Annotated in this window: 11 protein-coding genes; 10 read left to right on the top strand and 1 reads right to left on the bottom strand. The window is 64.8% G+C overall.

Annotated elements, in window-relative coordinates:
* The first annotated feature begins 8 nt into the window (after positions 1-8).
* Positions 9-1,385 carry a threonine ammonia-lyase IlvA gene (gene ilvA / locus MKW15_RS02745; RefSeq protein ID WP_240855950.1) on the top strand — a complete coding sequence of 459 codons (1,377 nt, stop codon included), beginning with the start codon at positions 9-11 and terminating at the stop codon, positions 1,383-1,385.
* Here ilvA and treZ read toward each other — a convergent pair.
* A complete protein-coding gene (gene treZ / locus MKW15_RS02740; protein WP_240855947.1) occupies positions 1,373-3,154 on the bottom strand; it encodes a malto-oligosyltrehalose trehalohydrolase in 1,782 nt (593 codons plus the stop codon). The two genes, ilvA and treZ, sit on opposite strands and share 13 nt — an antisense overlap.
* A gap of 382 nt (positions 3,155-3,536) precedes the next feature.
* Between treZ and MKW15_RS02735 the strand changes: the two genes are divergently transcribed.
* The 9 genes from MKW15_RS02735 (at position 3,537) to MKW15_RS02695 (ending at position 13,051) form a co-directional block, all read left to right on the top strand.
* The gene (locus MKW15_RS02735) at positions 3,537-4,361 is read left to right on the top strand and encodes an MlaE family ABC transporter permease (RefSeq protein ID WP_240856046.1); all 825 of its coding nucleotides are present in this window, start codon (positions 3,537-3,539) and stop codon (positions 4,359-4,361) included.
* Position 4,362: 1 nt separating this feature from the next.
* Entirely contained in the window at positions 4,363-5,229 is an 867-nt protein-coding gene (locus tag MKW15_RS02730; protein WP_240855946.1) for an MlaE family ABC transporter permease, read from the top strand.
* A 7-nt stretch (positions 5,230-5,236) separates the two neighbouring features.
* On the top strand, positions 5,237-6,556 hold the full coding sequence (locus tag MKW15_RS02725; protein ID WP_240855945.1) for an MlaD family protein: 1,320 nt from the start codon (positions 5,237-5,239) through the stop codon (positions 6,554-6,556).
* Positions 6,553-7,587, top strand: coding sequence for an MCE family protein (locus MKW15_RS02720; protein ID WP_240855944.1), 1,035 nt, complete (start codon positions 6,553-6,555; stop codon positions 7,585-7,587). The genes MKW15_RS02725 and MKW15_RS02720 overlap by 4 nt, the downstream gene beginning before the upstream one ends.
* Positions 7,584-8,564 carry an MCE family protein gene (locus tag MKW15_RS02715; protein WP_240855942.1) on the top strand — a complete coding sequence of 327 codons (981 nt, stop codon included), beginning with the start codon at positions 7,584-7,586 and terminating at the stop codon, positions 8,562-8,564. The genes MKW15_RS02720 and MKW15_RS02715 overlap by 4 nt, the downstream gene beginning before the upstream one ends.
* Positions 8,558-9,667, top strand: a complete 1,110-nt coding sequence (locus MKW15_RS02710) for an MCE family protein (RefSeq protein ID WP_240855940.1) — start codon at positions 8,558-8,560, stop codon at positions 9,665-9,667. Before MKW15_RS02715 ends, MKW15_RS02710 begins: the two co-directional genes overlap by 7 nt.
* Positions 9,664-10,827, top strand: a complete 1,164-nt coding sequence (locus MKW15_RS02705; protein WP_240855937.1) for an MlaD family protein — start codon at positions 9,664-9,666, stop codon at positions 10,825-10,827. The genes MKW15_RS02710 and MKW15_RS02705 overlap by 4 nt, the downstream gene beginning before the upstream one ends.
* On the top strand, positions 10,824-11,996 hold the full coding sequence (locus tag MKW15_RS02700; RefSeq protein WP_240855925.1) for an MlaD family protein: 1,173 nt from the start codon (positions 10,824-10,826) through the stop codon (positions 11,994-11,996). Before MKW15_RS02705 ends, MKW15_RS02700 begins: the two co-directional genes overlap by 4 nt.
* Before the next feature lie 95 nt (positions 11,997-12,091).
* Positions 12,092-13,051, top strand: a complete 960-nt coding sequence (locus tag MKW15_RS02695) for a hypothetical protein (RefSeq protein ID WP_240855922.1) — start codon at positions 12,092-12,094, stop codon at positions 13,049-13,051.
* Positions 13,052-13,091: the final 40 nt, after the last annotated feature.

Below are 13,091 nucleotides of genomic sequence, written 5' to 3'. Positions count from 1 at the left end.
GTGAGACCATGGACGTCGTGAGTACCCAATCCGCGATGGTGTCCGAACCGGCGTTGACCGCCGAGGCGATCGAGGCGGCGTCGCGCCGCATCGAGCCCGCGATCGCCCGCACCCCGTTGGAAGCCTGCCCACGCATCTCCTCGGATGTCGGAGCGCAGGTCTATCTCAAGCGGGAAGATCTGCAGACGGTTCGCTCGTACAAGATTCGCGGTGCGTTCAATGTGATGGCCCAGCTGACCCAGCCCGAACTGGCCAGGGGAGTGGTTGCCGCCAGCGCAGGCAATCATGCGCAGGGGGTGGCGTTCGCGTGCCGCACCATGGCGGTACATGGTCGGATCTACGTGCCGACCACCACGCCAAAGCAGAAGTGCGACCGAATCCGTTGGCATGGTGGCGAATTCGTCGAGTTGCTGGCGGTCGGCGACACCTACGACGCGGCCGCGGCGGCTGCTCAGGCCGATGTGCTGCGGACGGGCGCCACCTGGATTCACGCCTTCGACGACCCGCGAACAGCGGCGGGGCAGGGCACGATCGCGCACGAATTCGTTGACCAACTCGGCGAGGTTCCCGACGTCGTGGTCGCGCCCGTGGGTGGTGGCGGATGTCTGGCCGGCATCGCGACATACCTTCGCGCCCGACGCCCCGACGTCGCGATCATCGGTGTCGAACCCACCGGCGCGGTGTCGCTGACCGCTGCCCTGGTCTACGGCGGGCCATACACCCTGCCGACCATCGATCCGTTCGTCGACGGCGCAGCGGTCAAGCGCATCGGCTCGATCGGGCACGGCGTGCTCTCGGCGATGGCGTCGTCGGTGAGTGACCACCCGACACTCGCCGAGGTTCCGGTGAACGCATCGACGCAAGTGCTGCCCGATGGTCCGATCGAGGTGGGACCCGGGACGACGCACATCACCCACGTGGACGAGGGTGCGATCTGCTCGGCCATGCTCGAGCTCTATCAGAACGAAGGCATCATCGCCGAACCCGCCGGCGCGCTGGCCACCGCCGCGCTGTCGCGGCTGCAACTACCGGCCGGTGCGAGCGTCGTGAGCCTGGTTTCCGGTGGCAACAACGACGTGTCGCGCTACGGCGAGATCATCGAGCGCTCACTTGTCCATCGGGGACTCAAGCATTACTTCCTCGTCGACTTCCCGCAGGAACCCGGCGCGCTGCGGCGCTTCCTCGACGAGGTGCTCGGGCCCGACGACGACATCACGCTGTTCGAATACGTGAAACGCAACAACCGCGAGACCGGCGCCGCGCTCGTCGGCGTCGAACTCGGCTCGCCCGACGGGCTGCCGGAACTGATGGACCGGATGTCGCACTCGCGTCTGAGCTGCGAGCGACTCGAACCGGGAACACCCGCCTACGACTACCTGACCTGATCTCCATTCGCCTCGGTCCGTCGCCCGACGACCACGTTGTGGCCGGGGGAGGCGAAGCCGGAGTCGTTGGGCGTCACGGGTTCCCAGGACAGTTCGACGTCGAGCGCGATCGGTACGGCCGTCTCGTTCTCGCCGAATATCCCGACCACCGACCATGAGCCGCGGTGCATCGCGAACCAGCGGGCCTCCGCGTCGTAGGTGACGTCGACCGAATCGAACGATTCGGCACCGAGTTCCGGTTGGGATTTCCGCAGTGCGATGAGCGCGCGGTAGAAGTCGAGTACCCGCGAGTGGGCCGGGTCGTCGAGTTCGGACCAGTGGAGCTTCGACGCCTCGAAGGTCGCCGGGTCCTGCGGGTCGGGGACATCCTCGGTGTCCCAACCATGTTCGGCAAACTCTCCGCGTCGGCCGGTCCGCACTGCTTCGCCCAGTTCGGGTTCGGGATGAGAGGTGAAGAAGGCGAACGGTGTGCTCGCGGCCCATTCCTCGCCCATGAACAACATCGGTGTGAAGGGGGCGAGCAGGACCAGTGCGGCCTTGATCGCCAGCTGGCCGTCGTCGAGGTAGAAGCCTGGTCGGTCGCCGATGGCGCGGTTGCCGATCTGGTCGTGATTACACGTGTAGGCGACCAACGCTGACGCCGACACCTGCTCGGTGGGAATCGGCCGCCCATGACCCCGACGCCGGAACGACGAGTACGTGCCGTCGTGGAAGAAGCCGCCGCGCAACACTTTCGCGAGGCACTCGAAGCTTCCGAAGTCGGCGTAATAGCCCTGGCGTTCGCCCGAGACCGCGGTGTGGATGGCGTGGTGGATGTCGTCGTCCCATTGCGCCGCCAAGCCGTGGCCGCCGACCGTCCGGGGCAGGATCATCCGCGGATCGTTGAGGTCGCTCTCGGCGATCAACGACAGCGGTCGGCCGAGTTCGGCCGACAACGCATCCGTGGCCGTCGCGAGGTCTTCGAGGATGTGCACAGCCCGGTGGTCGATCAGAGCGTGTACGGCGTCGAGGCGCAGTCCGTCGACGTGGAACTCGTGGAACCAGCGCAGCGCGGTGTCGACGATGTACGCCCGTACCTCGTCGGAGTCCGGCTCGGACAGATTGAGCGACGATCCCCAACTGTTGGTGCCCTCGGTGAGGTAGGGGCCGAACTCGGGCAGATAGTTGCCCGACGGGCCCAGATGGTTGTAGACGACATCGAGGATCACGCCCAGGCCGCGCGCATGACAGCGGTCGACGAATCGGGCCAGGGCGCCCGGCCCGCCGTAGGCCTCCTGCACCGCGTACCACGCAACGCCGTCGTAGCCCCAGTTGTAGACGCCGTTGAACGCGTTGACCGGCATCAGCTCCACGAAGTCGACTCCGAGATCGACGAGGTGGTCGAGACGCTCGAGCGCCGAGTCCAGGGTGCCGTCGGGAGTGAAGGTTCCGAGGTGAAGTTCATAGATCACCGAGCCATGGACCCCACGCCCCGGCCAGTCGTCGTCGGTCCACAGCGTGTCGTCGACCCTGAACAGGGCCGAGGGTGCGTGCACGCCGTCGGGTAGCCGGACCGATCTGGGGTCGGGGTGAGGATCGGCGCCGTCGATGACGAAGCTGTACCGCGCCCCCGGACCGTCTGATTCGCCGAGTTCGACGGCAGACTCCGGCACGGTCCACCATCCGCCCGATCCCGCCGTCATCGATACCCGGATTGGACCGGCGGGAGAGTCGCTGCCGGTCTCGAGTTGGACAGATGAGGCGTCGGGTGCCCAGACCCGCAGGTCCATGAGACTCCGTGGGCTGTGAAAGCGACTCGCCGACGCCGAAAAGGGGGGGTTTTGCGAGCGCTGGTCGACCGTCCCAGTTATGGTGCAATCGTCACCAGATGTATTGCGCGTCACATAGTGGTCGGCGGCCTTTTCCGAATCGGTCACCTGACACAAGGTATGCCGAACGGAACCGGGGCGCAGACCGACGAACTTGTGAGGCGAGGCACAGCACACCGACGAAGCGAGGTATATTACCCACGCACCTGCCCTGGGGGGCATGTTTCATATTCGATTTCGAGGTCACCTGACCATCGACACGGCTGCGAACCATCGGTACGGATTCTTTCGGACGCAAGGGTAGGGATTGAGCACAAACACAACCACCTCCGACGACGAGGAAGTGGATTCACGGCGGGGGCCTGGCGTGCTTCGGTCGTGGTTCAACGGCCACGTGGTGGCATCCTTCGACACCTTCGGTCGTCAGTTGGGGATGTTCATCGAGGTGTTCAAGACGCTGTTCGTGGACATCTTCAAGCGTCGGTTCCCGTTTGGTGAGTTCATCCGTCAGTGCGCCTTCATGGCCAGCACCTCGGTGTTCCCGACGCTGCTCGTCGCCATTCCGATCGGCGTGATCGTCTCGATCCAGGTGTCGAACATCGCCGGACAGATCGGTGCGACGTCGTTCTCCGGTGCCGCGACCGGTCTGGGTGTCATCCGGCAAGGTGCGCCCCTGGTCACCTCCCTGCTTCTCGCCGGCGCGGTCGGATCGGCCATTGCCGCCGACCTCGGCTCGCGCACCATCCGCGACGAGATCGACGCGATGCGAGTGATGGGCGTCAACCCGATCGAGCGGCTCATCTCACCCCGTCTTCTGGCGACGATGGTGGTCAGTTTCCTGCTCTGCGGTTTCGTCTGTTTCGTCGGCTTCATCACCGGCTACGCCTTCAACGTCTACTTCCAGGGCGGTACGCCCGGCAGTTACACGGGCACCTTTGCGTCTTTCGCCTCGACGTCGGACTTGTTGTTCGCGCTGGGTAAAGCGGTGATATTCGGTGCGATCGTGGCGATCGTCGCCTGCGACCGCGGGCTGTCCACCAAGGGCGGTCCGGCCGGTGTGGCGAACTCCGTGAACGCGGCGGTCGTGAACTCGGTGCTGCTGCTGTTCACGGTGAACGTCATCCTGACCCAGCTCTTCGCGATCCTCGTCCCGGCAAAGGTGGTGTGACGTGACTGCTTCTCGGTACATACCCCCCGCGCTGCGGCCGGTCGAGGCGGCCAAATCGCTGTACCGCGGTCCGCGCAACGCGCTCGCTGCGATGGGGCACCTCATCACCTTCCTGGTTCGTTCGATCGGCGCCGTACCCCTGGCTTTCCGGCACTACAGCCAAGAGGTCTGGCGCCTGCTCTCCGATGTGGCCTGGGGCAACGGCGCGATCGTGGTGGGTGGCGGCACCGTCGGCGTCATGGTGATCCTCGGCATCATGGGCGGTGCGACGGTCGGCATCGAGGCATATACCGCCCTCAACCTGCTGGGCATGGCGCCGGTCACCGGCGGCCTGTCCGCGTTCGCGACAACACGCGAGATCGCGCCGCTGCTCGCGGCGACGGCCTTCACCGCACAGTCGGGTTGCCGGTTCACCGCTCAGCTCGGTTCGATGCGCATCGCCGAGGAGATCGACGCGCTCGAGGCCATCGCGATCCGCCCGCTCCCGTACCTCGTGACCACGCGGATGCTCGCCGCGGTGCTCGCGATCGTCCCGCTCTACTCGGTGTCGCTGGCCGCCAATTACATCGCCTGCCAGGTGATGTTCCAGTTCCAGAGCGGTCAGGGTGCCGGGACCTATTTGTACTACTTCAGTCAGTTCCTCGTGTCCTGGGACATGGTCTTCTCCTTCTTGAAGGTGATCGTGTTCGTGCTGCTGACGACGTTCATCCAGTGCTATTACGGCTACTTCGCCTCGGGCGGTCCCGAAGGCGTGGGTGTGGCCGCCGGACATGCCATCCGACTCGCGATCATCGTCATCGTGTTCGCCAACCTGATCATGACGCTGGTGTTCTGGGGCACCTCGCCCGGAATCAAGATCTCGGGGTAGGGGACTCATGAACATCGCAACCGACGGACGTAATCCCTCGCTCCTGCAGTACGTGCTGCGCGGCGTCGCCTTCCTGATCGTGATGCTGATCATCGCGGTCCTGCTGACCATGCGCTATCAGGGTGTGTTCAGCTCGACGGTTCCGGTCACCGCGAAACTCAACGACGTGGGCGACGGTCTTCTCCCCGGCGCGGACGTCCGCTACAACGGTCTGATCGTGGGATCGGTGAAGACGATCGAGCTCGACGATTCCGATGCCACCGGGACGGCGCAGCTCAAGCTCGTCGACATTGATCTCGAGCCTCAACAGGCCGAGGGCATCCCGGCGAACGTGACGGCCCGAACCGTGCCGTCCAACCTGTTCGGCGTGAACTCGGTGGAACTGATCCCACCCGCAGATCCGGGGACCGCCCGCATCAGCGACGGTGCACAGATTCCGGCCGATACGTCGCTGCCGACCATTCGGCTGCAGGACGCGCAGAACGAACTGCGGACCCTGCTGAAGGCCATACCGCCGGAGCAACTGGCCAGCTTCCTCGGAACGCTTTCCGACGCGCTCAAGGGCGGCGGTGCGGTGTTCGGTTCATTCGTCGGCGTGCTCGACACCTATTTCAAGACGATCAACGCGCAGTTCCCGCCTGGCGCACCGTCGGGCTTCGACAACTTCAACAACGCTGTCCAGGGATTGGCGCAGTCGACGCCTCAACTGTTGGACGCCTTGGGCCGCAGTGTCATCCCGGCGATGACGATCGCGGAAAAGCAGCAGGATCTCGCGGCGCTGCTGTCGGCCGGGCAGGGCATCCTCGACCAGACCCAGGTTCTGTTCGCGCGCAACGGTGACGGCGGCAAGCGTCTGGTCACCGACCTCAACCGCATGGTCGGTGCGGCTGTGCTCGAACCCAATTCACTGCCCGAGGCACTCAGCGCGCTCAATACTCTCGCCGCCAAGGTGCTCACGGTGTTCACCGGTGTCAACGGGCATGCCCAACTCAACATCGGCGTCAGCTTCGGCGCCTTCCAGCGATATACGCGGCAGAACTGCCCCGTGTACAACGGCGGGCCATATGGCCAGACACGCGGGCCGGGCTGTGTGGGACCGGGAACCGGGACCGGGCCGACGAGTTCGGGTCCGCTGATGATCTATCCGTCCGACGGCATGCGGCGCAATTCGCCCGCGGGCATGGTGACCACGGGCGACGATGCCCGGACGCTGGGCCAGGCGCTCCGTCGTAAGCCGAACGCTGCCGACGCCTTGATGTTGGGGCCGCTCGTGCAAAGCGTCGAGGCACGCCCGACCACCGCACAGACACCGGGAGGGGGACGATGAGCTCGGGGAAGGCGTCAATCCGCAAGCCGCTGTTCGGGTTCTTGATCTTCGGCGTGGTGGCATTGCTGCTCACCTACATCATCTTCTCCACGCTGGAGCGGTCGGTGTCGGGACCGACGAACACATACACGACCTACTTCACCGACGCCTCGGGCCTGGCCACCGGCGACGACGTCCGGATGGCCGGAGTCCGGGTCGGCCGAGTCGACGAGATCGTCCTCGACGATGGTCGCGCGAAGGTGAGCTTCGAGGTCCAGGACAGCCAGCCGATGTACACCAACACCAAGGCGGCCATCCGGTACCAGAACCTCATCGGGCAGCGTTACCTCAATCTCACGCTGGACAAGGCGGTCGCGTCCCAGCCACTCCCCGCGGGTTCGACACTCAAGTTGCCGTCCGAGGACTCCTTTGACGTGACCAAACTCCTCGCCGGTTTCCAGCCGGTGTTCGAGACGCTCGACGCCGAGCAGGTCAACGCACTGTCGCAGGGCCTGATCGACGCGTTCCAAGGCAGCGACGTGTCCCTGAGCTACACGATCGCGCAGGTGGGCAAGCTGGCCGACGACACCGCGAACCGCGATGCGGTGATCGGCGCGATCATCGACAACCTCAGTGGCGTGATGCGCGACCTCGCTCGCCAGGGCGGCCAGGTCGGCACGGTGATCTCGAGTCTGGGCACCATCATCGAGAACCTCAACAAGAACTCGGCGACCTTCGGCCGGGCGGTCACCGACATCGGCAACACCGCCACCGGTTTCGCGAACGTCCTCAGCCAGAGTCGGGCCGATCTGGCATCGGCGGCCACGAATGCGCGAGTGGCCACCAACACCCTGATCGGCGAGGGCGCAAAACTGGATCAGCTGGCGGTCGACCTGCCCATCTTCCTCGGGCACTTCCCGCTCGTCCTCGGAGAGGGTTCTTACCTGAACATCTACGCGTGTGACCTCGACATCGCGATCGGCGACGTACTCCTGCCACCCGGGCTGATCAACAAGATCGGCGGCACCAAGCACTCGGTGGTGTGCCGATGAAGAACCACTTCCGCAACAACAAACGACTTTGGTACGGGCTCATCGGCGCCGTCGTCATCGTCGCGCTCCTACTCGGGGTGACTGCGCTCGCGAACGCGCACCTGGGCAAGAAGACGTACACGGGTGACTTCGCGCAGGCCGGCGGCATCCGACCGGGCGACAAGGTGCGCGTTGCCGGAATCGACAAGGGGGAGGTCACCGACACCGAACTCGAAGGCAACCACATCACCATCACCATGAAGGTCGATCAGGATGTGGACGTCACCGCCAACGGGTCGGCGGAGATCAAGATGTCGACGCTGCTGGGCCAGCGCTACATCGATCTGTCGCTCGGCGACTCCAGCGAGCCCGCCCCGGACGGCAAGATCGAGCAGACGCGCGTCCCCTACGATCTGCAGCGCACCATCGAGGCCGGTGCCCCGATCCTGAACGACCTGAACAGCGACAGCCTCAGTCAGAGCATCCGGACGCTGAACAAGCAACTGGCCGGTGCGCCGGCGATCACCAAGCCGACCATCGACGCCCTGACGGCGATGTCCAAGGTCATCACCAACCGCAAAGACCAGATCAACCAACTGCTGGCCGACACCCAGACGGTGACGGGGATCGTGACCGACAACCAGGCGCAACTGGCGATCATCGTCGGCCAGGGCCGGCAACTCGCCCAGAAGATCACCGCGCGTGAGGCATTGGTGACCCGGATGCTCGACGGTATCGCGGCGCTGTCCGAGCAGGCCAAGGCCGTCGCCGGCGAGAATGCCAACCAGTTCGCGCCCATCATGACGAACCTGAACACGGTCTCGCAGGGCCTGGAGAAGAACCGGAAGAACTTGCGCAAGATCCTCGAGATCCTGCCGGTCACCGCACGACTGACCAACAACGTCATCGGTGACGGTCCGTACGCGAACGGCTACCTGCCCTGGGGCATCTTCCCGGACAACTGGCTGTGCCTGGCACGGGTGGTGGACGGATGCTGAACGCGCAGAAGGTGAATCTCAAACGGTCGGTGTGGCTCGTCGGCCTTGCGCTGCTGGGCGTGGTCGGGCTGTCCGGATGCTCGTTCATCCCGGCGAGCTGGCAGAAGACCTTCGGCCAGGCGATCGAGGTGACCGCCTACTTCGACAACGTGGCCGGGCTGTACAAGAGCAACGACGTCGCGGTCCTCGGGATGCCGGTCGGACAGGTGACGTCGGTGGAACCCCAGGGCAATCGTGTCAAGGTCACGTTCACCATCGACAAGGACGTGCCGGTACCGGCCGACGCGACCGCGGCGATCGTGAACACGTCGATCGTGACGACCCGCCACGTCGAACTGAGTCCGGCCTACAGCGGTGGGCCCAAACTCGAGGATGGTGCGGTCCTCAAGCAGACCAAGGCGCCGGTGTCGGTCGGCGAGCTGTTCGATTCACTCGATCACCTGGTGGTCGCGCTCGGTGGCGACGGCAACGGAGCTGGACCGCTTGCCGACATGATCGACATCACCTCGGGAATCGCGTCGGGTAACGGGCAGGCCATTCGAGATGCGTTGAACGAGTTGGGTTCTGCATCGGAGGTCGTGTCCGGCAACAGCAACGTCCTGATGGATCTGGTGAAGACGATTCAGGGCCTGACGACGACTCTGGTTGCCAACTATCCGAAAATGCTGGAGTTCTCGAACTCGATCAACGGTGTCGCGACCATGCTTCGGGCGCAGTCACCGGGCCTCGTCGCCACGCTCGGCGATCTCAACACCGCCCTGCAGAACACGACGGTCTTCCTGCAGAACAACACCGGGACCATCAGCGGTTCGCTCGGACGGCTCGCGGCACTCGCAGCGAATCTCGGTGACTACTCACGGCAGGTGGTCGAGACCATCGACCTGGGACCGTTGCTGTTCCAGAACCTCAGCAACTCGGTGTCCGCAGAGCAGGGCGCCTGGCGTGCCCAGGTGTTGCTCGACAAGTCGTTGCTCGACAACGAACTGCTCGCCAAGTTCTGCGAGACCATCAACCTCCAGAAGGACGGCTGCAGGACAGGCAAGTTGAAGGACTTCGGACCCGACCTGGGCATCTACTCCGCACTGTTGGAGTTGGCGAAATGAGAACAGACACCCGCACTGCACTGGACCGTCCGCGCGCCTCGCGCGGACAATCTCGCCGTCCGTCGACTCGCCGTCGGGTGGGACTGCTGGCCGTGGTGGTCGCCGGTCTCATGACCCTCACCGGATGCGGGGTGCTTCCCGGGCTCACCGTCGAACAGATCCCGTTGCCGGCACCGGGCGGAATCGGTGAGGCCATCGAACTCACCGCGAACTTCGACAACGCGCTCAACCTCCCGACCCGGGCCAAGGTGAAGTTGAACGGCACCGACGTCGGCCAGGTCACCGACATCTCGGTGAAGGACTACAAGGCCATCGTCAAGATGGATGTCAGCAAGGCAACCAAGCTGCCGGTCGGCACCGGCGCGGAGCTGCGCCAGGCCACGCCGCTCGGCGATGTGTTCGTGGCGCTCTTGCCGCCACCCGGCCAGCCGACGGGGTATCTGTCCGACGGTGACACCCTCACCGGCCCGACGTCGGCCGCGGCAACCGTCGAGGATCTCCTGATCAGCGTCAGCGGTGTGGTCGACAGCGGTTCGCTGAACTCGTTGACGGTCATTCTCACCGAGTTGAGTGCTGCGGTGTCGCCCCATCCCAACGAACTCAACGACTCCATCGAAGGGCTCACCACCGCCATCCGGAAGTTCAACCTGAACGCCGGCGAGGTCGACCGGGCGATGGCCAACACGCGGGTGCTCACCGCTCAGCTGGCCGCTGGACGCGCGCAGATCATGGCCTCCATCAACAAGATCGGGCCGGCCGTGAATGCGGTGAACTCGCAGATCGGGTCCGTGCTGACGACGCTGAACAAGACGCAACAGGTCACTGCGGCGACCAACGACTTCCTCAACTCCAACGGGAACAACCTGGTGGAACTGATCGGGCATCTGAACACTGTCGTCATCGGCTTGCAGCAGGCGGCCCCCACGCTGGGATCTCTCGCCGACAACCTGCACATCCTGGTGCCGAGGTGGGCAAAGACGACCCAGGGCAGCGCGGCAGCGCTGTCGGCCAAGGTCTACTGGCTCAATCCGGGTGTCGGCTTCGACTCCGCAAGCCGCCTACCGGAACTCGGCGACGTGGATGCGGGTTCGGCCGCGCTGCAACAAACCCTCACCAGGCTGTTGGCGCGACTGACCGGGACAAAGGGGTGCTGCGGATGACCGCAATGCTGGCCTTCCTCAAGAAACACTCGGTCATCCTGGGCAACCTCGCCCTGGTGATGGTGATGGTTGTCGGTCTGGCCTACCTCGCGTTCGGAATCCTGCGCTGGGAGCCACTCACCGGCAAATATCACCTGACGATCAACTTCCCGATCTCGGGCGGGTTGCAGGACACCTCGCGGGTGACGTTGCGGGGTTCCCAGATCGGCGATGTGGACAGCATTCAGGTGCAGCCGAACTCGGTCGAGGTGAAGGTCTCGATCGACGAGGACGTGAAGATCAACCGCAACGCCATGGTGGCCGCGCTGGGTCTGTCGGCCGCAGGCGAACAGTACGTCGACTTCCAGCCGCCGACCGCCGACGGTCCGTATTTCGAGGACGGTGACACCATCAATGCGAACCAGACACACGTCACCGCACCCTTCCCGGATCTGCTCGAATCGTCGCTGGGCGTCATCGAACAGATCGACCCGGTGAAGCTTCGCTCGGTGATCGAGAACCTCGACGTCGCGCTCGGCAGCGACGACGGCAACAACCAGCTCGACGCGCTGTTCGCCTCGGGCGGAACAATTTTCGCGAGCCTCTACCGTGTTCTCCCGCAGACCACCAAGCTCATCCAGGATTCGGGCACGATCCTCAAGACCACCGCCGGGATCCAGCCAGATTTCGGCACCACGGTGGCCTCGATCAGTGCGGTCATCAACGCGACGGTCGCGTCGGACAAAGAGATCCGCACCCTCCTGAACCGTGGGCCCACACAGCTCACGAGTCTGACGGGTTCACTCAACCAGCTGAACGACCCGCTGGCCGACGTACTCAAACAGGTTCTCGACATCGCCCGTCAGGGTGCTCTGCGCGCGCCGGCCATCGCCAACCTGCTGCCGTCGATCCGGGACGCCAGTGTCAAGAGCCTCGCAATGTTCCACGGCGGGGCATGGTGGGCGTTCGGCTCGGTGTTTCCACGCCCGGCCTGCAACTACCCGGTGACTCCGCGTCGACCGACGCAGGTGCTCGAACTCGCGGTACCGGTCAATCTGTACTGTGTGACGGAGGATCCGAACCAGCAGATCCGTGGCTCGGCCAACGCACCCCGACCCCCGGGTGACGACACTGCCGGACCGCCGCCGGGATACGACCCGAACGCACGTACCGTGCCGATGGACAAGTGATTCTCTGCTCGCACGAGCATGAGTTCGACAACACGCCGACATGGGTGTCGCCCTGCGACGACGCCCATCTGCGGTGCGCTAGGAAATGACTTCAGATGACCGATCCTGACAAGACCGATGACACAGTGGCCGACAACAACGTGACCGACGACTTCACGACGGTGGACGACGCCGAGAACGTCACCGTCGAAGAAGAGGCAACTGCTCCACGCACCCCGACGGGCAAATCCCGTCGGCGGTCGCCGGGGTCGGTTTCCGTCTCCACGTCGGCGGATGACGCCGACGAATCGGCCGCCAAGGAATCAAAGGCCGAGGATTCGAACGCCGAGGACTCAGGCGCTGATGACACGGAGGTCATCGATACCGCCGATACGGTGCCGGTCGAGCGCAAGACCAAGCCTGCGCAGGTGAAGTCGGACGGCGTGAAGGACGGGGCCAAGAAGGAGTTCACGCTCACCGTCAGCAGAAGCGGGCTACTCCGCGCCGCGGCAGTGCTGGCCGTGGTCGCGTTGCTCGCCTGCATCGGCTTCCTCGGTTGGCGACTGCACGAGAAGAACGAGCGTTTGGCCGCCTTCGACGACAGCATCGCCGCGTCGAAGCACTTCATCAACGAACTCGTGGCGACGATGCCGGCAAACGCGGCCGACCAGTACAAGGATCGACTCGGTCCGTTGAGCACCGGTGAGTTCAAGGAGACGCTGGCGCGTGAGCGCACCGCGACCGAGCAGCAGACCCGCGACATCAAGGTGACCGACGCGTCGGCCAACATCAAACTCGCCACGGTCGAACAGTTCACCTCCGACACTGCCACGACGCTGCTGCAGGTGGAGGTCACCGCCTCCGGTGCGATGGCCGCGACGCCGCAGAAGGCGACGTTCTTCTACCTGATCAACCTCGAGAAGGTGGACGGCGAGTGGCTGGTCTCCAAGCTCGGCACTGCGCCCGACACGGGTGTGCTATTCGGCGACGGGACCCGAGTTCCGCCGAACGGAACTCCGACGCCCGCTCCGTCTCCCACACCCACCCCGGCCCCGGCACCCGCTCCCGGGGGCTAGCCGATTGCGGACCGAGCCACCTCCGCTCCCTTAGCCTGGA

The organism is Gordonia gummivorans, assembly GCF_022513585.1.
Lineage (GTDB): Bacteria > Actinomycetota > Actinomycetes > Mycobacteriales > Mycobacteriaceae > Gordonia.
This window is presented reverse-complemented; position numbering and strand designations above follow the sequence as displayed.